Below are 20,529 nucleotides of genomic sequence, written 5' to 3' on the forward strand. Positions count from 1 at the left end.
TCAAATTCCCAATATTTGCAATAAGCGCTGGTTTACTTTTTCTGCATCAAATTTTTCAATCGCAATTTTATGACTTTGATCACCCATCATACGAACTTGCTCTGGATGTTCAATAAAATAAATCATTTTTTCTGCTAATGCTTGGGGGTCCCATTTGGGTACTAAAAAACCATTTACACCGTCTATGACCGTATCTCTGCAACCAGGAACATCTGTTGTGATGACTGGGCGCCCTATTGCCATTGCTTCTTGTGTACTTCTAGGGACTCCTTCACGATATGATGGCAGCACAAATACATGAGACTGTTTGATCCGTTCAGCAATATTCTCAACATGACCAGGATAATCAATTACGTTTTGGTCGATATACTGGGTCAATTCACCTTGTGTTAAAGCACCTAAATTTGCTTCATCAATTCCACCTAGTACAGTGAATATTGTTTGAGGAAATTTCTCTTTTACAATCTGAGCAGCAGCAATAAAGTCATGTATTCCTTTTTCTTTTAGAAGTCGGCCAATGAACAAAAATTGTATTGGTAAATCTTTTGTTGCAGGTGAATATTTATACTGATTTAAATCTAGCCCGATACCACCTAAAATATACGTTTGTTTAACTGCTATATCATTACTTATGAGTAGATCAGTTTTATCATCATGATTGAGCAAAATTAGCTGATCTAGCTTAGGTAGCGCAAGTTTATATAAAAAAACTTGAATTGCTTTAATGAGTTTAGTTTTTGAACTTAAACCATTCGGTTGATCTGTAAATGTGTAACCTAATCCTTCAAGCATACCTATAATTTTTGGAACTTTGGCAATTTTTGCAGCGAGCGTACCGAATATGACAGGTTTTGAAAAATAAGAAAATACTAAGTCTGGCTTTAATTGTTTGATTTGTTGTGCCAATTTATAAGTTGCCAGCATATCTGCTAAAGGGTTTAAACCACCTCGATTAAGCTGGTAAGAGATAGGAATCGCGCCTAACCTACTAATTTTATCTAGTTCTAATGCATCATTGTCCGTAGTAAATGCATAAACAGTAATATCTTTTGAGCTCAGACTCTTTATAAGTTCTGCTCTAAAACCATAAAAACATGCAGCTGTAGTGCCAACCATTACAAATTTTTTCATTATTTCAACCTCGCTTGGTAGGCACTAAGTTATGATTGAAATCTATAGACAACCGCTTAAGTCTTAAAATATAGAAAAAACATATATAAACAACTAAATAATTATATAGCCTCAAACGAACAGCCGTACCGAGATTATCATTTCCAATTAACCATACACTAGCATATAAAACAAAAAATATGATTAAAAAGCGTATAAAACTATCTGCATAATTAACATTTTTTAATATATAGGTCATCATAAATAAAGCAGGTATTGTTTCAATTACAAACAATAAAACAGCAAAAGGATTAACTAAATATAATCCAAAAAGTTGACCTAAAGTACTTAAAACAAAGTTAGGAATGAACAATACAGGATTAGAGAAATCCAACCCTAAGTTACTACCACCTTGCATATCTTCTTCAAATATTTCACGGTAATCCGTAATACGTTCAAACAAACCAAGATAATTTGCTACAAACAATGTAAAAAAATACAAAATAGCAAAGAAAAAAATACGTTTTTTTGTCAGCTTAATTTTCCATAAAACTAAAGCCAGTAAAAATGCGTAACCTAAATAAGGCCGCAAAGCCCACAAAAACAATCCTATTAAAATTGCTAGTATATAAAAAAATGAAAAAACAAAAAAACTCGAACTGCTTAAAGACTTTCTTACAACCCAACAACCTACTAAAAATGATAAAACCATGAATACATCACGATAAATATCAAATGTATAGAAAAAAAGTGTAGGATAAATTAGGCACAATAAAAATATATAAAAATAATATTTCTGATCTTTTTTAAAATTGAGTCCAGACAACTTAGCCACTAAAATAGGAATTATAAATAAGTTTAAAAATAAAAATAAATAAGACATTCCCTCTCGAGAATACAAGCCTAAGTCATTAAAAAACCTTAAAATGACAGGCCAAATATTTACAGCAAAGTCATCATAGCCCAAAGCATAGGCATCATAATAATCTGAGTCGTTACCACCACCCAAACCAAGAGATATAAAGTTATTTTTTATTAAGAAATAAAAACAAAGCTTTAAAAAAACCAAGCAAACAATACAGGAAAATAAAGCTTTATTTGATATTCTTTTTAAAATATTATTTATCATATAGATATACCCATTTTTCAACTATTTTTTCTAATGAAAAATTTTTCTCTATATGACATAAATTTTTTATAATATTTTTATTTTTTTCTTCTTGAGAGAGGGTTAAGGCATAATACATTTTTTCTGCTAATATATTTAAGTTTGATGGGGGTACTAAGAATTGATTATTATTTAAAACTTCAGCAACCCCTCCACAATCTGTAGCAACAACTAAAGTCTTACATGCCATGGCCTCAGCAACAACCAAACCAAATCCTTCATACTTAGATGATAATACAAATAAATCTGCAGCACTCATTAAATCTGGGATATCACTGCGTCTTCCTAATAAATAAATATCTTGCTTTAAATCCAACTCATCAATAATTTTTTCAACTTCTGAACGTAGTTCCCCATCCCCGGCAATAATCAATTTAATATCTCTAATACTCTTATTTTTTAAAGTTTTAAAAGCGTGCAATAAATTTGGGTAATCCTTCTGCTCACTAAAACGTCCTACTGCTAGAATCAAATAAGAATTTGTATTTATATTAAGTTCATTCAGAATTTTATTTTTGGCTTCTGAGTTATAAAAAAACCTACTCAGATCTATTCCATTATATGTTGTGATGATATCTGAGTCTGGTACTGCTTTTTTTTCGATAAATGCTTGTACTGCTTCATTGCTAACATTAGTAGTTAGATCAGCTAGATTATGTGTAAATCTGTACGCAAGCATTCTCAATCTCCCACCCTCATCACTATTATGCACAGTACAAATAAGTTTTTTTATAGGGGTAACTGCTCGAATAAGACGCGTAAAAATATTAGCATGTACCATATGTGAGTGAACAACATCCGGTTCAAAATTTTTAATTATTTTAGAAAGTTTAATATAAGAAAGAGGAAATAACAGCAAACTATTTAAATTAATTTTAATTAATTCAATTTCTTGGTAACGAGGCTTTGTTAGAATATCTCCAGTTAGATAAGCAATTTTAACACTATGTCCCCGCTGATGCATTTGATCGGCAAGGTCACAAACCACTCGCTCTGCGCCACCCTGTCCTAAACCTGTAATCACATATAAAATTTTCATCAAAACCTACACAATTTCAAGCCAAAGATTTAATAAATTTTTCACATTAAATTTATTAGCATTCAAATATGCATTGTATGAATATTCAGTATAATTATCTTTTGATAAAGACATCATTTTAGACAGACTCTTACTCAATGCATCAATATCTTCATTTGGTATTAAATAACCATTTTTTTCATGTTGAATTAGATCAGAAGGACCACAATCACATTCGAAACTTACTACAGGCAAACCAAAAGCCTGTGCTTCTAAAATTACCATACCAAATCCCTCATAACGAGAACTTAAGCAAAATATTGAAGCTTTTTTATAAAATTTCTCTATATTTTTTGTAGCAGGAATTAATTCAATACTTGAGTCGACATTCAGATTTTTAGCAAGTAATTCTAGGCTTTCTTTGTCTTCACCGCTTCCAATTATTTTTAATATCCATTCACTATGCTGATTTGATATTTTAGCCCAAGCTTTTATAAGTAAATCGAAACCTTTCTGCTCAGTTAATCGACCTGCAGCAACTATAACTTTTTCTCGTATTAAATATGGGTCAATATTAGTATTCTCATAAGGGTTAGGGTTTGGAATTATCACTAGCTTTGACTTTATTTTATTTTTCTTAATTCCCTCCAACCATAGCTCTTTATCTCTACTAGTTAGAACAACTATCTTATCACAATATTTAGCAGCTAAAATCCTTCCCCAATTTCTATATTTAATTCCTAGATTTACATTAAAATTAAAATGTTCCCAGCATATATGTTTTATATTCAGACCAAATAAAGCTGGTACTGTGAAAATACAGGAAATAGAATCGACTACAATCAGAGTATCAATTTCAAATTCCTGTACAAATTTTCGTATTTTCCATACTGTGCTTAAAAAATTAGATTTAAAAGACATCTTTTTATCATAGAGAGAATATGTAGATATAGAGGGATTTAAATCAAAGAAAGGTTTTTTTCCATCGACTAAACTCAATATAGATATATTAAAGTTTCTTTCTGAAAGAGCATTTCCGACTAGAGTTGTTACTCTCTCAGTTCCTCCAGAATTGTTCAAATTACCCAATAAAAAACATATATTTTTCATATCAACCTCACTTTGAATTTATATTTTCTATCTTATGAATTATACTAGAGACTAAATTTTCAAAATAGTCATCACTCCATTTTTCAGGTTGATTGATAAGTAATTTTCCAGGGTAAGTGTAACGATAGTATGCTAATATATATTTTTTAACATCAATATCAGAAGCTAAAACAAAATTACTTATACACTGTCTTAAATTATAAAAGTTTTCAACTTTAAAAACATTAGGAAATCTTTCATAAAATACATTTCCTAATAGAAAAACAGGTTTCCCCAATATAATTGCTTCATATCCTACAGTGCTATTTACAGTAATAACACCCTGTGATTTTTTAATAAGACTTTTCACATTATAATTAAAATCAATTAATCTAACCCCAGGTAATGCTTTTATTTTTATATAAAATTCTTCATTTTGTACACCTCTTGCACTGACATGATCTTTAACATACAAATAAGTACCAATAGGCAAATTATTATGAATATTTAATATATTATTAAACTCATTCGTATAATTTGAGGCTAAAACTGAAGTTGAAGACTCAGGGTGATAATGAGTAGGATAAATAAAAAATTTTTCACCGTTTTGTATATGTTTTTCAAGCTCTACATTTGAAATATAATACTTTTTAGTAGAGTTTTCGTTTTTCCTTTTTTGAAAATTTAGTAGAAACATTGCAATAAGACTTTTTATAGGATGCCCAGTTTGATAATCAAAATAATAATCAGTTATCATAAATGCTTTTAAATAAACATATAATGTTTTTATCTTTTTAAATTTAAAGATTGAATTTAAAGTTATTTTACTATTTAGAATATTATTTTTCATGTAATCGGGCTGAATACTTAAAATAGATGAAAGATAATAATTATACCACTCTTCCTCTTCTTTATCATATTGATTAATAATTAAACTTTCAATGAAATTTAATTCATCTTTATATATTGAAGTTTGTATTTCATATCTATTAGGAATTCGTGAGCCCATTAAACCTAAATATATCTTTCCTGATTGTATAATTTTTTTATAAGCCATATAGGCAAATGAATTTGAGACATTCTCATATAAGACTATATCTATTTTTTTAGTATCAATTATTTCTTGAAAAAAGCTATCTAAACCTTTAACTACTTGTAACCAATAATCTGAATTATTTTCTAAATTGTAGTTATGAAAAAAGAATCTATCAAAGTCAGAATAAAAAACATCACCCCAAGTTTCATTTATATTATTTTTTTTTAATTTAATTTCTTCTAAATTAATAGACATATAATCATCGAAGAAAAAAGATTTTTTTGATTTATCTATATAATCTAATGGCTCAATAATAGATGATTTTTTAGCATTCACAGCAAAATAAACAGAATGTCCTTGCGCTTCAATTTTTTTCGCAATCTCAGCGAAAAAATATTTATACTTTGGAGCACCATTAATTAAAACAAGAAAGTTCATGATCACCTAAAACTACAAAATTTATAACAAAAAATAGATTTAATAACAAATAATAACAAATAAAAAATTAAAACTGCAATAGGGACAATATATCCATTGTGAAAAATTTTAGTAAATATATATAAAATCAACATAAACAAAAAAAACAATAAAATATGCACCCAATAAATAACCTTATCTTTGCTTTGAGAATACAAAATATAATGAGGAATATTTGAAATACAGAAAAAAATATTTGCAATTAAAATTATTATCAACATTGGCATATATGTATAATAATTTTCCAGCTCTAAAAATATTACAAGAAAATCTGTTATAAAGTATAATAATAATCCTGAAAAAAATGAAAGAAAAACTATTTGCAAAGAAAATTTTTTAATTTGTTTATTATATTTTAATATTTCTTTATTATTAAATAGCTTAATCAGTTTTGGATATGTATAAGATATAATTAGAGAATCGACTATTGTACCTATAACCGTTGCAAATGTACCAAAAAACGCATAAGCAGCTAAATAATCAATTGAAAAATATGTCTTTAACCAAAAACGATCAAAGGTAAAAACTCCCCGCAAAGCTAAAGTACCAATAAGAAGAGGAATTGATACTATAATTCCCGTATAAATCCATTTTTTATTAATATCTATATTCCAACCTTGAATATTATATTGAAGAAGTCTACGAACAGAAAATAATAATGCAATAAATCCAAATACCACCCAATAAATGATTATATTATTAATATTATTTGAAATAAAACCCATATGCATCATAAAAATAACTATAGGAGCCCACACTGCATACCTAATAAAATTCACAATCGAACTATAAAATACATCTCCATTCATAATCATTATTCTATTTATTTCTTGGTTTAAATGCTCAACAACAAGCAATAAAATAAAATAACATAAAAATTCTTTTTGTACCAAATTTATTTTATATAAATAAAAGATAATCAAAAAACACAATAAATAGGTAAATATAAAAATAATACTGATATTTTTTATATACGCCCCCCATATACTTGGACTACTTTTCACAAACTCACGTGTATAATAAGTATAAAAATCTAATCCTAAAATATAAACCAAATAGCTTAATGTAACAGTAATTAAACCATATGTTGCCATATCTTCCGGTAATAATGATTTAGCAATATAAAAAATTAATATCGATCTAAATCCTATCGTACTAACTCTTAGGATTAAATTATAAAATCGCTCCATAATAATTAATTAATATTTTCCCAACTAACTGCCGTATTTTTCTTTACATCTTGCACTAAGGTTTTACCCAAAATATCTTCATAAAACTTAGGCGCTAAACCAAAACCTGGGCGTACGCTGCGTATACAGGTTTCATCAATAACATCACCTGCTTTCATATCTTTCACAAAATAAAGTGAACGTCTAAATTGTGCATTGCCTTGCTCACTAGATTTACGACCATAATCTACCTGACCCAAAGCCTGCCATGCAGTTTTGGCACCATTACACAATTGTTTCAAATCTTCAGGTTCTAATGAAAAACTATCATCAGGTCCACCACCATTGCGATCTAAAGTAAAATGCTTTTCTATAATAGAAGCACCCAATACAACGGAGGCAATAGCAGTTGTATTATCTAAAGTATGATCAGACAAACCAACAGGAATATTAAAACTTGAAGCCATATCCTGAATCGTTCTTAAATTATAATCTTCCGCTGGCGCAGGATAACCACTTACACAATGTAAAATTGCCAACTCTTTACATCCACCATCATAGGCGGCTTGTACTGCTTCTGCAATTTCTTCTTTATCTGCCATACCTGTAGAAATAATCATTGGCTTACCTGTAGCAGCCACATATTTAATTAAAGGCAAATCTACAGCTTCAAAAGAAGCAATTTTATATGCAGGAGCATTTAAGTCTTCCAGTAAATCTACCGCTGTTCGGTCAAAAGGAGAACTAAAAATAGTAATATCTAGGTCACGAGCATAATCAAACAAAGGCTTATGCCACTCCCAAGGCATATGTGCCTTTTGATAAAGCTCATATAATGACTGACCATCCCATAGCCCTCCACGAATCATGAATTCTTCATTTTTACTATTTAGGGTAATAGTGTCTGCCTTATAGGTTTGTAACTTAATAGCATCTGCACCACAGATTTTTGCCTGTTCTATAATTTTTAAGGCTGTTTCTAAACGACCATTATGATTGGCGGACAATTCAGCAATAATATAAGGAGGAAAATCAGTTCCAATTTTTCTATTATTAATTTTCATTTTTTAAAGCCTCATTACTTAGTAAAAACTCAGACTCACACCAAATAACTAATTTCTCATTTTGAAAAATACTATATTCAATAATGACAAAACGACCAATTTGAGTTTTTAATTTCGCTCGTCCTTCAAGCTCTAAACCTGGATAAACAGGCAGTTTATAATCTACTTTTTGAGATAAATAAATAGCATTTTGTGCAGGAAACTCCATAGCTGCAATTTTTGAAATTTCAGCTAAAATTAAAGCTCCGTGCACAATTCTTCCTGAAAAACCTAGTGCTACTGCATGCTCATTACTTAAATGTACTCCATTCTTATCACCTGAAAGTTCAGCAAACTTATCTATCTTATTCCCTGAAACTTCAAAGTTCCAATTATAATTTTTTTCTATCAAATACTTATCATTATTTTTCGTTTTCAAGTAGTCACTTTTAAATAAGGATAACTGATAAATATCATAATATTTACCATCTCTTAAGTAATCTTGTCTTTTCACCCCTTCAACCTTAAATCCAAACTTGCGATGAAAGCTAATAACCGTAGTATTAAACTCTAAAACCTCACAATAAAGTTTATTTAAATCTAATTTATTAAAAGCATAATCTAAGGCGAGTTGCTCCATTTCAGAGCCTATACCTCTAACAGTAGTATCACCTGAGTAAAATGCCCAAGTCGCTTTTTTATTTTTTTTATCAATTTCAGAAAAAGACAACACTCCTAATGGTTTTTGATTTTGCTCATAAATAAAATATTGACAGCTATCACTTTTAAGAATTGAGGCAAACCATTTCATATGAGTATCTAAATCAATCACCTCGTGGTTATACATGTTTAATCGTACTGAATCTTGATTTCGCCACTTCAAAATCATTTCTGCATCAGCAAGCTGAATTGAACGGATATTTCCTTTAAACATTTGCCACCTCTAAAATCATCTCAACCACACGTTGTGTGCCTTTACCATCTATCAAGCTCATTATTGCTGTTTTTCTATGACTATATTTTGCATCTGTTAAATCTAGATTTTGTAATTGTTTTAAAATATCATCTGTTGTTAAAGAATTAACATTACCAAGATTATCAATCAAATTCATTTTAGTCAGATAGTTTAAAAGTGGTGTCTGATTCTCAGCCATTTCTATCAACCCTGAATTCAGCCCCAAACAAAATCTCTCCCAAACCGTTGAACCACATGCACCAATAGCATATTGACTCTGAGACATAAGATTCGCAATATTTACTGTTGTTTCCACAATCTTGACTTTTGAGTATGAAATAGCTTTTCGTAACTCTAAAAATTGATGCGCCTCTAACTTTCCAGTAACAATAAAAAAAGATTGTTGTTGAAAAATATTGATTGCTTCAATAACTTTAGATAATAGAAAGTAATTTCCTACTCCTCCAAAATTAATTAAGAAATATGCTTCAGCAGTAGGTGTTCGCTTTAGTATCTTTTTTCTTAATGCTGAAAACTCATCTCTTAATAATATAAAAGATGGTCCCAATAACTTTTTTGTTGCAACTGGAACTAAATGATCATATCGTTGTTCATATAAAGGCAGATAGTTTTGATCAATCAAAATATCACAATCATGCTGACGATCTGCCAAATCATCAATAACCATTACTTTTTTGCAATATGGACGCAATACTTTTTCCCAGCGTGCATCCAAAGCATAGTGATCAACAATCAACCAATCAGGCTTTAATACTTCTAGAATAGGAATACATAAACTCGTATCTGCCTTTTGCGTTGCACCTAGCCAAGAAGCATGTGCAAGATCAATCGTTTGGTTTTGCAACTTATCTTCTTGAGATAAATCCATATAAGGCAATGCATCAACATGATAGCCTCGCTGGGTGATTAGACCAATTAAATTACCAGGATGCTCACGGCAAATAAAATAGCATTCCACCCCCTGATTCTTTAAAGCATCGGCTAAAGTCAAACACCGCATTACATGCCCTGTACCCATTTGAATAGAGGCATCTACTCGAAAGACAATTCTCATTGCTGTATTGCTTTGAATAACCATTCAGCGCGGTCCCAGTCTTCTTGTGTATCTATATCTTGTACTCTAAAACGCGGTAACTCTACAACACTAGATTGAGAGGCAAAAATCATAGCTTTATTTAACCAAGCTTCTGCAGTACCCCAATAGAACTGCCCCGCATCATGCCAAGCTTCTTCTAAATCTTGAGAGCGGACATTAAAATATTGTGGTGAAAACATTTCTACTGTGTCATGTGTATTCAGTTTTATTGCACGTTGAATCGGGAATGGGTAAGTTGTTGCACTAAACACATAATTTAAATTGTTATTATTTTTAATCTTTTCAAGGCCATACAACAAGTCTGCTTTAGTTACAAACGGAGCAGTCGCATATAAGCAGCAAATATAATCTGGCAAAACTTGATTTATCTTGCCAAATTCCTCTACTGCATGTGACATCACATCTGCAGTGGTTGCAAAATCATCAGATAAATGTGCAGGTCTTAAAAAAGGCACCTTCGCACCATAAGTTTGCGCAACTGCCGCAATTTCCTCATCGTCTGTAGATACCCAAACCTCATCAAAACAACCACTCTCTATAGCTGCTTGAACTGACCAAGCAATCATAGGTTGGCCATGAAATATTTTTATATTTTTACGAGGTATTCTTTTACTTCCACCACGTGCAGGAATCACGGCTAACTGCATAGTTATACCAAAACCTCTTTCAGTGACTCATACACATATTGAATCTGATCATCTGTCAAATCAGGGTACATTGGTAAGCTAATCGCTGAATCATAATAAGCTTCAGCTACAGGAAAATCTCCCGGTTTAAAACCTAGATTTTCATAGTAGGGCTGCCTATGCACAGGAATATAGTGAACATTTACACCAATACCTTTGGCACGCAATGCTTCAAAAACTTGTTTACGTGATGCTTTAAGCTCACCCAATTTCAGACGAATCACATATAAGTGCAAGCCCGAATAACTCTCAGGAATCTGGTACGGTAAAATGACCGGCAGATCTTTCAAAATTTCATTATATTTATTTGAAATTGCATGACGTTTTTCCACAAATTGAGTTAAGCGACACATTTGAGAAACGCCCAAAGCTGCCTGCAACTCTGTCATACGATAATTAAAGCCTAATTCTACCTGCTGATAATACCACGACCCTTCAGTCTCTTTATTCATTAATGCCGTATTACGGGTAACCCCATGACTTCTAAGCAAGTCCATCTTCTGTGCCAAGGTTGCATTATTGGTTAATGCCATCCCACCTTCAGCAGTAGTCACAATCTTAACAGGATGAAAACTAAAAACTGTAATATCAGAATATTTACATGCACCTACATAGGCTGACTGATACTTTCCTCCAATTGCGTGAGATGCATCTTCAATAATATGAAATCCATATTCTTTTGACAGAGCATGAATTTTTTCCATATCGCATGACTGCCCACACAAATGTACAGGTATCAATATTTTAGGTAATTTATTTTCCAACTTAGCCTGTACGAGTTTTTTTTGTAGTGCATCTACAGACAAATTATAAGTTTGCGGATCAATATCTACAAAATCGACGTCTGCACCGCAATAAAGAGCGCAATTCGCAGAAGCCACAAAAGTAATAGGAGATGTCCACAATACATCTCCTTTTTGCAATCCCAATGCCAAGCAAGCAATATGCAAAGCAGAAGTTGCACTATTCACCGCCAATGCATATTCTGCCCCAATGTGTTCTGCAACAGTTTTTTCAAATAAAGGAACTTGTGGGCCTTGTGTAAGAAAATCTGACTGAAGCACTTGAATAACAGCATCAATATCTTGCTGATTAATATTTTGCTTGCCATATGGGATAAACATATTAAATATTTCCTATTTTCTCACGGTTAGCGTCAATCCAAGCTTGCAATTCAGCATCGCTCATCCATTCGGTATTGTTATCACTTGCATATACAAAACCTTCTGGTACACGTTTACCATCTTTAATACGCGCTGGATCTGTTGCCCACTTATTAATTGTCGGTAAAATTTTAAAATGCTCTGGGTATTCATAAGTATAATAAGCGTCTTCAGCACTAATCATTTGTTCATGTAGTTTCTCGCCTGGACGAATACCAATAACTTCTTGTTTAGCTTCAGGTGCAACCACACGAGCCAAATCTGTCATTTTCATAGATGGGATTTTTTTAACGTAAATTTCACCACCAATCATGTCTTCAAATGCATGCCAGACTAGCTCAACTCCGTCCTCTAAAGAAATCATAAAGCGCGTCATACGCTCATCGGTAATAGGTAATACACCGCTATCTTTAATAGACAAAAAGAATGGAATTACTGAGCCACGCGAACCCATCACGTTCCCATAACGCACAACAGAAAACTTAGTGCCATGTTCGCCAGAATAGGAGTTACCTGCTACAAACAATTTATCTGATGCAAGCTTTGTCGCACCATACAAGTTAATTGGGCTGCTTGCTTTATCTGTTGAAAGTGCAACGACACCTTTTACCCCTTTATCAATACAGGCATCAATCAAGTTCATCGCACCATTAATATTTGTTTTCACACATTCAAATGGGTTGTATTCGGCCGTAGGTACAATTTTTGTGGCAGCCGCATGAACTACATAATCCACCCCATCTAAAGCACGGTACAAACGCTCTTTATCACGGACATCCCCAATAAAGAAACGGACTCGATCATCACCTTGAAATTTCTTAGCCATCTCCCATTGTTTCATTTCATCACGTGAGAAAATAATAATTTTTTTAGGGTTATATTTCGCAAGTGTCATCGGGACAAAAGTGTTACCAAATGAACCTGTACCACCCGTTACTAATATCGTTGAACCTTCTAGCATTTTTTCCTCTGAAAAACTTTAATCTAAAATTGAATAAGTCTGATTTTTTGACACTTAAATTAAGGAATAGTTTATATTTCTCTCAACCTCACCTCAGTATATCTCTATAATATACACCTCAAACTATGATGAAATCTTTCGGCGGAAATGTTAGCAGAAAATCATGAATGTTCTGTTATGATTTTTAGCCAAAAAATCTAAAATGCTTCCTTTTGTGTCAGTTTTTTGCAAATCATCTTTCTATAATTTTGCAGTCCCTCACAATTTAGATACTTTTTGCCTCATTTTTATGGCTGTGCTTGCGTATACTTTCGCAATCTACTTACAATTTGTTATATACCCTTAAAATAACTTCGGTAAACTATTTTTTATTTTTTATGATTTTAGAAAAATCGAGAACGGGAATACGTGTGAGACAATTTAAATCTATAATTCTACTGTCTTTTCTGGTGACAGCAAGCGGGTGCGCGGTCACCTCCGGCTTACAGACCTATGACTTACCGACAGAAGGTGTCTATCAAACAGACTTGGGAACGTCGGTAAATGTAGTCCGACTTACTCAAGATACTGTACTCGGTTTGCAACCGGCCGTACAAAATATTCAGCAAGATTATGCCCACCTGTTTACCCAGTCACACCGCAACTATAGCCTCAGTCCAGGGGATATTCTGTCCATCTATTTATGGGCCTATCCTGAAATCACACCTGTTTCCACGAGTGTGAGTAGCGTTGAATCTGCACGCGCAAATGGTTATCAAATTGACCAAAGTGGTTATATTCAATTCCCGATTATTGGCCGTTATAAAGCTGCGGGCAAATCTTTAAGTCAGGTGAATCGTGAGCTGCGCAGTCAGCTGTCCCGTTATTTAAAAACACCAGATGTAGTAGCGCGGGTTCTGTCTTATCAGGGCCAGCGTTACTCAGTACAGGGCAATGTAATGAAAGGCGGCCAGTACTATTTAAGTGACCAGCCGACCAGTGTCTATACCGCTTTAGGCCTGGCCGGTGGTGTCAATGCCCAGCAAGGCAATAATGCCTCTATTACCTTGGTGCGTCAGGGACAGACCTATCATTTAAACAGTATTGAGCTGGAACAAGCTGGTTTCTCTTTACATAATCTGCTGATTCAACCCAATGACACCCTATATGTGAACAGCCGCGAAAACCAAAAGGTCTATGTGATGGGTGAGTCGGGTAAAAATCAGTCCTTGCCAATGCGTGATCAGGGCATGAGCCTGAGTGATGTACTTGGGGAAAGTCTAGGCTTGAATCCGCTATCCGCCAGCCGTAGTAAAATTTATGTACTACGTAGCCAGCCAAGTGGTGCACAAACCGAAGTCTATCATCTGGACTTAACCAGTATTGCCGATTTTGGTCTGGCCAATCAGTTTAAAATGCGCAGTAATGATATTGTCTATGTCGATGCATCGGGCCTTGCGCGCTGGCAACGTGTAATTAATCAGATTGTTCCTTTTTCTGGCCTTATTAATACGGCCAATAATCTGAGCAATTAATATGAAAATTCAAAATATCCTTGTGGTCTGTATTGGCAATATTTGTCGTAGCCCCATGGCGGAATACTTTTTAAAACAGGAGTTTCCGCATTTACAGATTGAATCTGCCGGTATTTCCGGGCTGGTCGGTCATGCAGCCGATGATAAAGCCAGCCTGTGCATGCAGCGTCTCGGGATTGATATGAGCCCGCATGTGGCCCGCAAGCTGAATGCCGAGCTGGTCAAGAAAGCCGACCTGATTTTAGTGATGAGTCAGAACCAGCAAAAACATGTGGAACAGACCTGGCCCTTTGCCAAAGGTAAAACCTTTAGGCTCGGGCACTGGCAGGCAAAAAATGTGGCTGATCCCTACCAGCATGATCAGGCAGTATTTGATGACACCTGCCAGCTGATTCAGGCCTGCATTGCAGACTGGAAAAAATATATTTAACTTTCGAACAAAAGACTATGAGCCAAAATACCAATACAGAAGATACCATTGACCTGAAGGAATTGTTTTTCTCCTTAATTGCCCAGTGGAAACTGATTGCTCTCTGTGTCATTTTAAGTTTGGTCTGTGCCTTACTTTATTTAAGAACCACACCAGACACCTATCAGGTTGATGCGCTGGTTCAGGTCGAAGAAAATAAAGGGGCATCTGCCGCCTTATTGGGCGATTTGTCCAATATGATTGAGCAGAAATCACCGGCTCAGGCCGAAATTGAGATTCTGAAATCGCGTCTGGTACTCGGTACCGTCATTGATCGCCTAAATTTAAATATTCGCATTCACGGTACAGAAGACAGTTTCTGGAGCCGCTTACTGAATAAGCACGAGTATGACAGTGAATATTCGGGCAAATCGGTGCTGTTTAAAGACAACCAGAAAAGCTTTGATGTACGCAGCTTTGAGATTCCAGATTACTATCGTGATAAAAGTCTGCTGCTTAGTTTTGCAGAAGGTCAATACCGTTTAACTGATTCAGCCACAGAACAGGTGGTCTTTTCTGCCCCACTGAACCAGACCAGCCAGTTACAGTCTGAATATGGCCTATGGAAAGTCGGTATTTATAGTCAGGACAGCTTTGATAGCACTTACCTGATCCAAAAGCAAAGCCTGCCTGCAGCCGTTCGCAGCTTGCTCGCTGACTATTCGGTGGCCGAAAAAGGCAAAATGACCGGTGTGCTAGGCCTCAACTACCAGGGTACTGACAAGCAGCATATTACCCAGGTGCTCAATGCCATTTTAGCGGCCTATAGTCAACAGAATATTGAACGTCGCTCGGCTGAAACCGCACAAACCTTAAAATTCCTGGAAGATCAGCTACCTGAACTAAAACAGCAACTCGATGTCGCTGAACGTGAATTTAACCGTTTCCGCCAGCAGTACAATACGGTCGATGTCACCAAGGAATCAGAGCTGTATCTGACCCAAAGCGTGACCCTGGAAACCCAAAAGGCCGAGCTGGAACAGAAAGTGGCTGAAGCCTCAGCTAAATATACGGCCGAACACCCAATCATGCAGCAAATGAATGCGCAATTAACAGCCATTAATAAAAAGATTAATGAGCTAGATGGAACATTAAGACGCTTACCAGAATTGCAACGCCAGTACCTGCAACTGTTCCGCGAAGTAGAAGTCAAACAGCAGCTATATACCGGCCTGCTTAATTCTTATCAGCAGTTGCGTATTGCCAAAGCCGGTGAAATTGGCAATGTGCGTATTGTCGATACCGCGGTGGAACCGATTGAACCGATTAAGCCAAAGAAATTACAGATTCTCATTTTATCGATTTTCCTGGGTGGTTTCCTCGGCACACTGCTGGCCTTATTACGTAATATGCTGCGTAGTGGCGTTAAGGATTCTACCCAAATTGAAAATGAGCTGGACTTGCCGGTGTATGCCACTGTGCCGCGTTCGCCTGTACAGGAAAGCCGGATTAAACTGCTGAAGAAGAAAAAGAATATTCCAATTCTGGCGGTCAAGCATAGTGATGATATTGCCATTGAAAGCCTACGCAGCATGCGTACTGCCATTCATTTTGCCTTAAGCAGTGCCAAGAACAATATTATTATGGTTTCTGGTCCTGCACCGGAAGTCGGTAAATCCTTTATTTCAACCAACCTGGCCACCATTCTGGCGCAAAGCCAGAAACGGGTACTAATTATTGATGCGGACTTGCGCCGCGGTTATTTGCATAAATACTTTAACCATGCAAACCAACCGGGTCTGGCAGACTACTTAAATGGTCAGACTGAGTTAAGTCAGGTCATTAAAGCTACAGAGGTGTCCGGTCTGGATGTGATTGCCCGTGGTAAGAGTCCGGCCAACCCGTCTGAACTGCTGAGTACTACACAATTTGCGGCGATGCTGAGTCAACTGTCAGAACAGTATGATCATATCGTGATTGATACTCCACCAATTCTGGCCGTCACAGACGGGATTATTATTTCCCAGCATGCCGGGGTGAATCTGGTGATTGCACGCTATGCCAAGACACAAATGAAAGAGCTGGAATTGACCATTAACCGTTTTGAACAGGCGGGTGTGAAAGTCAATGGTATTATCCTGAATGATATTCAGCGCTCCAGTGCAGGTTATGGTTATGGCTATAACTATTCCTATGCCTATAAAGCCAACAAGGATAATGACTAATTTTGCAGTGACCAATTGCTTTAAAAATCTCGCTACGGCGGGATTTTTAATCTTCCCAGATTACAACTCTACTCAACAGTTTGCATTGAAAAAATAAACTCGCCGCCTATGGTGTGGAGAGCAAAAAACTCCTGAGAATCAAAAATGCGTCTATCAAAAATATTGCTTGCAACCCTTGTCCTCAACTCATCCCTGACTTTTGCTCAAGGGATTGTGCTGAATGACCAGAACCTGCGTACCGACCTGAATTGGCTGAATCAGCAAGGGGTGATTCAGATTAGCACCTCCACTTGGCCCATGAGTGGCGATGAAATTCAGCGCGCCCTGTCTCAGGCGAAAATCAGCACTCCTGTCCAGCAAAAAGTGGTGGATGCAGTCCTCACCTATTTAAATGCCGATAATCAGCTTCTGAAAGCTGCGCTGTTTGCAGAAACTGATCACAAGTATCTGCCTCAAGCCTTCGGTGATCAGGAAAAATCACAATATCAGGCCGGTCTGGAAATGAATGCTGGCGGCAGCCAATGGGATGCCCGGTTACGAGTCAATGCTGAAAAAGACCCGCAGATTGATCATGATCAGGATGTGAATGTTGAAGGCTCTTATATTGCCGGGAAACTCTGGAATCAGTGGCTGATTGCCGGCCAGATTCCGACCTATTGGGGACCAGGTCATGAGGGGAGTCTGATTCGTGGCGATGCCAGCCGCCCAGTCTATGGCATTACGGCGCAGCGGGCAGAACAGACTGCTTTTAGCAGCAAATGGCTGTCCTGGATTGGGCCATGGCAATATCAGGCCTTTGCCGGTCAACTGGACCATTATGATGCGGTCCCGGATGCCAAACTGATTGACCTGCGTGTTACTGCTCAACCGCTTCCCTATCTGGAACTGGGGGCTTCACGCGCCATTCAGTGGGGCGGTGAAGGACGTCCGGAAAACTTAGATTCTTTATGGGATGCAATCATTGGTAAAGATAATGTCTATGGGGATACAGTCAATCCATCCAACCAGATTGCCGGTTTTGATGCACGGTTAAGCTTACAACCACTGGTGCAAGTACCAATGGATATCTATGCGCAATATGTCGGTGAAGACGAAGCAGGCGGCTTACCGGCCAAAAAAATGTATTTAGCTGGAGTCGATTATTCTTCTAGTTATAATAATATGCCTTTCCAGCTGTATACTGAATGGACAGATACCCGTAGTAATGGTAGTGCTGATGGTATTTCATACAACCACCATGTTTATACCGATGGTTTTTACCAGCATGGTTACCCATTAGCACATGCGATAGGTGGTGATGGTCAAATGATTTCAGTAGGCGGTGATATTCGTTTCGATCGCCTGAACCGCGTTAATGCTCGAGTGCTGTTTGCCAAGTTGAATGAATCCAACCGAACTACTAATTTAGCTTTTCCAATCCAAGATGAATTAAAAGCTATTGATGTGAGCTGGACCCATTATTTACGCCCCGATATTCCCCTGAAATTAAATAGCTGGATCAGTGATTCAGACCTACGTGGTAATGATGGTGATGCATCGATTGGGATTGAATTTCCTTTAGAAAAAAGCTTGTTTTCCTACTAAGCTCTTTGCAAAATATAATTTCGGTTGAGGCAGTCATTGATCCTAGACATTCTCCAACAATGATTAAGTTCTGAAAAATAAAAAAACCAGCTATTGCTGGTTTTTTTTATCTCTTTAAACTTCAACACAACTGCGATGTCCGCTTGCTAAAAAACCACCCATTCTACAAGATTTCTCAAAATTTTCTGCTAAGATGGAATGAACCTCAACGATAACATTAGATTGGAATAATACATGAGTAAGGCCTTACCGATTGCTGTCGCTGTTCTTTTAGGCGGTGCCGCGCTAGTACCTGTTTACTATGCAACTCAAAACCCTGCTACTCAAACTACAAAAGCATCTAAAGATGCCTCTGCTGTCTCTAAAATCAGCTATGCACTCGGTTATGAAGTGGCTCATCAGACTCCTCCTGAGCTGGACATTAACAGTTTTGTGACCGGTGTACGTGAAGGACATGCACGTTCTGCACCTGCCTATACGGAAGAAGAATTACAGGCAGCTTATGAGCAGTTCCAGAAAGAAATGCAACAAAAGCAGCTTGATAGTGCAAAACAAGCTCAAGCTTCAAGTGATACTTTCCTGACTGAAAATGCGAAAAAAGCAGGCATTAAAACAACCGCTTCCGGCTTGCAGTACCAAGTTACTAAAGAAGGTACAGGTAAACAGCCAAAAGCCTCTTCAATTGTGAAAGTACATTACACTGGTAAACTGGTAGATGGCACTGTATTTGATAGTTCAGTAGAACGCGGTGAACCGATTGAGTTTCCATTAAATCAAGTCATTCCAGGCTGGACTGAAGGTCTGCAGCTGATGAAAGAAGGCGGTAAGGCAACTCTATATATTCCGTCAAATCTGGGTTATGGTGAACAGGGTGTCCCTGGTACGATTCCTCCGCATAGCACTTTGATTTTTGATGTGGAATTAATCGAAGTAAAATAATACAAATAGGGAGAGCGATCAGCTCTCCTTTATTTTTGAGAATTGATAATGAAAATACAAATCAGTTTAATGGTTTTGCTGCTCAGTTCAGGCAGCCTTTTTGCTAAAGAGATCAATAATATAAGTAGTGAAGCTGAGAAGATTGGCTACAGCTTTGGTTATCTGATGGGTCGTAGTAATGCTGACACTTTAAAGGATCTTGATTTAGATGCATTTAGCCAGGGCTTAAAGACAGCCGCTGCTGGACAACAATCCAGTTTAAGCGATGAAGAAATGACCCAAGTGCTGACTCAGTATAAACGTCAAAGTGATGCCAAAGAACTGATTGTGCTGAAGCAGAAAGCTGAAGAAAATGCCAAAGCTGGTAAAGCATTCTTGCAGGAAAATGCCAAAAAGCCCGGCATTAAAACCACCAAATCTGGTCTGCAATACCTGGTGCTGAAAGAAGGTAAAGGGAAATCACCAAGCGCTAACAGTAATGTCCGTGTCCATTATGAAGGTCGCCTGATTGATGGTACCGTTTTTGACAGTTCGATTGCCCGCCAGCAGCCAGTCGATTTCCGTACCACCCAAGTGATTACTGGCTGGACAGAAGGCTTACAGCTCATGAAAGTCGGTGCCAAGTACCGCTTCTTTATCCCTGCTGATCTGGCCTATGGACAGATTGGTTCGGGAGATATCATTGAACCAAATAGTACCCTGATTTTTGATATCGAATTACTGGAAATTATTAAATAAAAATTCCTTTAATTGTAAAAACTAAAAAGAGAGGCAAATTATTTATCTCTCTTTTTTTGTACTGATGAGAAACGAATTAGTTGGAGCTTTTCATGTATATTCATAGCAGGGTGGTGTTTCAAAAAGTA

18 protein-coding genes are annotated in these 20,529 nt (G+C 36.1%); 6 read left to right on the forward strand and 12 right to left on the reverse strand.

Annotation, left to right across the window (positions count from 1 at the left end):
- The 12 genes from B3143_RS05470 to pseB all read right to left on the reverse strand — a co-directional run bounded on the left by B3143_RS05470 (window position 1) and on the right by pseB (window position 12,992).
- Entirely contained in the window at window positions 1-1,131 is a 1,131-nt protein-coding gene (locus tag B3143_RS05470) for a glycosyltransferase family 4 protein (protein WP_286739787.1), read from the reverse strand.
- 4 nt (window positions 1,132-1,135) lie between these two features.
- A complete protein-coding gene (locus tag B3143_RS05475) occupies window positions 1,136-2,239 on the reverse strand; it encodes a hypothetical protein (RefSeq protein ID WP_286739788.1) in 1,104 nt (367 codons plus the stop codon).
- The gene (locus B3143_RS05480; protein WP_286739789.1) at window positions 2,229-3,317 is read right to left on the reverse strand and encodes a glycosyltransferase; all 1,089 of its coding nucleotides are present in this window, start codon (window positions 3,315-3,317) and stop codon (window positions 2,229-2,231) included. The genes B3143_RS05475 and B3143_RS05480 overlap by 11 nt, the downstream gene beginning before the upstream one ends.
- A 6-nt stretch (window positions 3,318-3,323) precedes the next feature.
- Window positions 3,324-4,406 (reverse strand): glycosyltransferase family 4 protein, encoded by a 1,083-nt coding sequence (locus B3143_RS05485; RefSeq protein WP_286739791.1) that lies wholly within the window; start codon window positions 4,404-4,406, stop codon window positions 3,324-3,326.
- 7 nt (window positions 4,407-4,413) lie between these two features.
- The gene (locus B3143_RS05490; RefSeq protein ID WP_286739793.1) at window positions 4,414-5,859 is read right to left on the reverse strand and encodes a capsular biosynthesis protein; all 1,446 of its coding nucleotides are present in this window, start codon (window positions 5,857-5,859) and stop codon (window positions 4,414-4,416) included.
- Between the two features lie 2 nt (window positions 5,860-5,861).
- Window positions 5,862-6,992 carry a hypothetical protein gene (locus tag B3143_RS05495; protein WP_286739795.1) on the reverse strand — a complete coding sequence of 377 codons (1,131 nt, stop codon included), beginning with the start codon at window positions 6,990-6,992 and terminating at the stop codon, window positions 5,862-5,864.
- A gap of 101 nt (window positions 6,993-7,093) precedes the next feature.
- A complete protein-coding gene (gene pseI / locus B3143_RS05500) occupies window positions 7,094-8,131 on the reverse strand; it encodes a pseudaminic acid synthase (protein WP_286739796.1) in 1,038 nt (345 codons plus the stop codon).
- On the reverse strand, window positions 8,121-9,044 hold the full coding sequence (pseH, locus tag B3143_RS05505) for a UDP-4-amino-4,6-dideoxy-N-acetyl-beta-L-altrosamine N-acetyltransferase (RefSeq protein ID WP_286739797.1): 924 nt from the start codon (window positions 9,042-9,044) through the stop codon (window positions 8,121-8,123). Before pseH ends, pseI begins: the two co-directional genes overlap by 11 nt.
- The gene (pseG, locus tag B3143_RS05510; RefSeq protein ID WP_286739799.1) at window positions 9,037-10,164 is read right to left on the reverse strand and encodes a UDP-2,4-diacetamido-2,4,6-trideoxy-beta-L-altropyranose hydrolase; all 1,128 of its coding nucleotides are present in this window, start codon (window positions 10,162-10,164) and stop codon (window positions 9,037-9,039) included. Before pseG ends, pseH begins: the two co-directional genes overlap by 8 nt.
- The gene (gene pseF / locus B3143_RS05515; protein WP_286739801.1) at window positions 10,137-10,829 is read right to left on the reverse strand and encodes a pseudaminic acid cytidylyltransferase; all 693 of its coding nucleotides are present in this window, start codon (window positions 10,827-10,829) and stop codon (window positions 10,137-10,139) included. The genes pseG and pseF overlap by 28 nt, the downstream gene beginning before the upstream one ends.
- Before the next feature lie 2 nt (window positions 10,830-10,831).
- The gene (gene pseC, locus B3143_RS05520) at window positions 10,832-11,992 is read right to left on the reverse strand and encodes a UDP-4-amino-4,6-dideoxy-N-acetyl-beta-L-altrosamine transaminase (protein ID WP_286739803.1); all 1,161 of its coding nucleotides are present in this window, start codon (window positions 11,990-11,992) and stop codon (window positions 10,832-10,834) included.
- A gap of 1 nt (window position 11,993) precedes the next feature.
- A complete protein-coding gene (pseB, locus tag B3143_RS05525; protein WP_286739805.1) occupies window positions 11,994-12,992 on the reverse strand; it encodes a UDP-N-acetylglucosamine 4,6-dehydratase (inverting) in 999 nt (332 codons plus the stop codon).
- A gap of 410 nt (window positions 12,993-13,402) precedes the next feature.
- On the opposite strand from pseB, the gene B3143_RS05530 reads away from it, so the two are divergent.
- The 6 genes from B3143_RS05530 to B3143_RS05555 all read left to right on the forward strand — a co-directional run bounded on the left by B3143_RS05530 (window position 13,403) and on the right by B3143_RS05555 (window position 20,401).
- Window positions 13,403-14,506 carry a polysaccharide biosynthesis/export family protein gene (locus tag B3143_RS05530; protein ID WP_286739807.1) on the forward strand — a complete coding sequence of 368 codons (1,104 nt, stop codon included), beginning with the start codon at window positions 13,403-13,405 and terminating at the stop codon, window positions 14,504-14,506.
- A gap of 1 nt (window position 14,507) precedes the next feature.
- Window positions 14,508-14,936 carry a low molecular weight protein-tyrosine-phosphatase gene (locus tag B3143_RS05535; protein WP_286739808.1) on the forward strand — a complete coding sequence of 143 codons (429 nt, stop codon included), beginning with the start codon at window positions 14,508-14,510 and terminating at the stop codon, window positions 14,934-14,936.
- 17 nt (window positions 14,937-14,953) lie between these two features.
- Window positions 14,954-17,140, forward strand: a complete 2,187-nt coding sequence (locus B3143_RS05540) for a polysaccharide biosynthesis tyrosine autokinase (RefSeq protein ID WP_286739810.1) — start codon at window positions 14,954-14,956, stop codon at window positions 17,138-17,140.
- Window positions 17,141-17,284: 144 nt separating this feature from the next.
- Window positions 17,285-18,724, forward strand: coding sequence for a capsule assembly Wzi family protein (locus tag B3143_RS05545; RefSeq protein ID WP_286739811.1), 1,440 nt, complete (start codon window positions 17,285-17,287; stop codon window positions 18,722-18,724).
- 234 nt (window positions 18,725-18,958) lie between these two features.
- Window positions 18,959-19,663: an FKBP-type peptidyl-prolyl cis-trans isomerase gene (locus tag B3143_RS05550; RefSeq protein WP_125279709.1), complete on the forward strand. Its 705-nt coding sequence runs from the start codon at window positions 18,959-18,961 to the stop codon at window positions 19,661-19,663.
- A 48-nt stretch (window positions 19,664-19,711) separates the two neighbouring features.
- Window positions 19,712-20,401 (forward strand): FKBP-type peptidyl-prolyl cis-trans isomerase, encoded by a 690-nt coding sequence (locus B3143_RS05555; protein ID WP_111810706.1) that lies wholly within the window; start codon window positions 19,712-19,714, stop codon window positions 20,399-20,401.
- Window positions 20,402-20,529 lie beyond the last annotated feature (128 nt).

The organism is Acinetobacter sp. UBA1496, from assembly GCF_002324975.1.
GTDB classification, from domain to species: Bacteria; Pseudomonadota; Gammaproteobacteria; order Pseudomonadales; family Moraxellaceae; genus Acinetobacter; species Acinetobacter variabilis.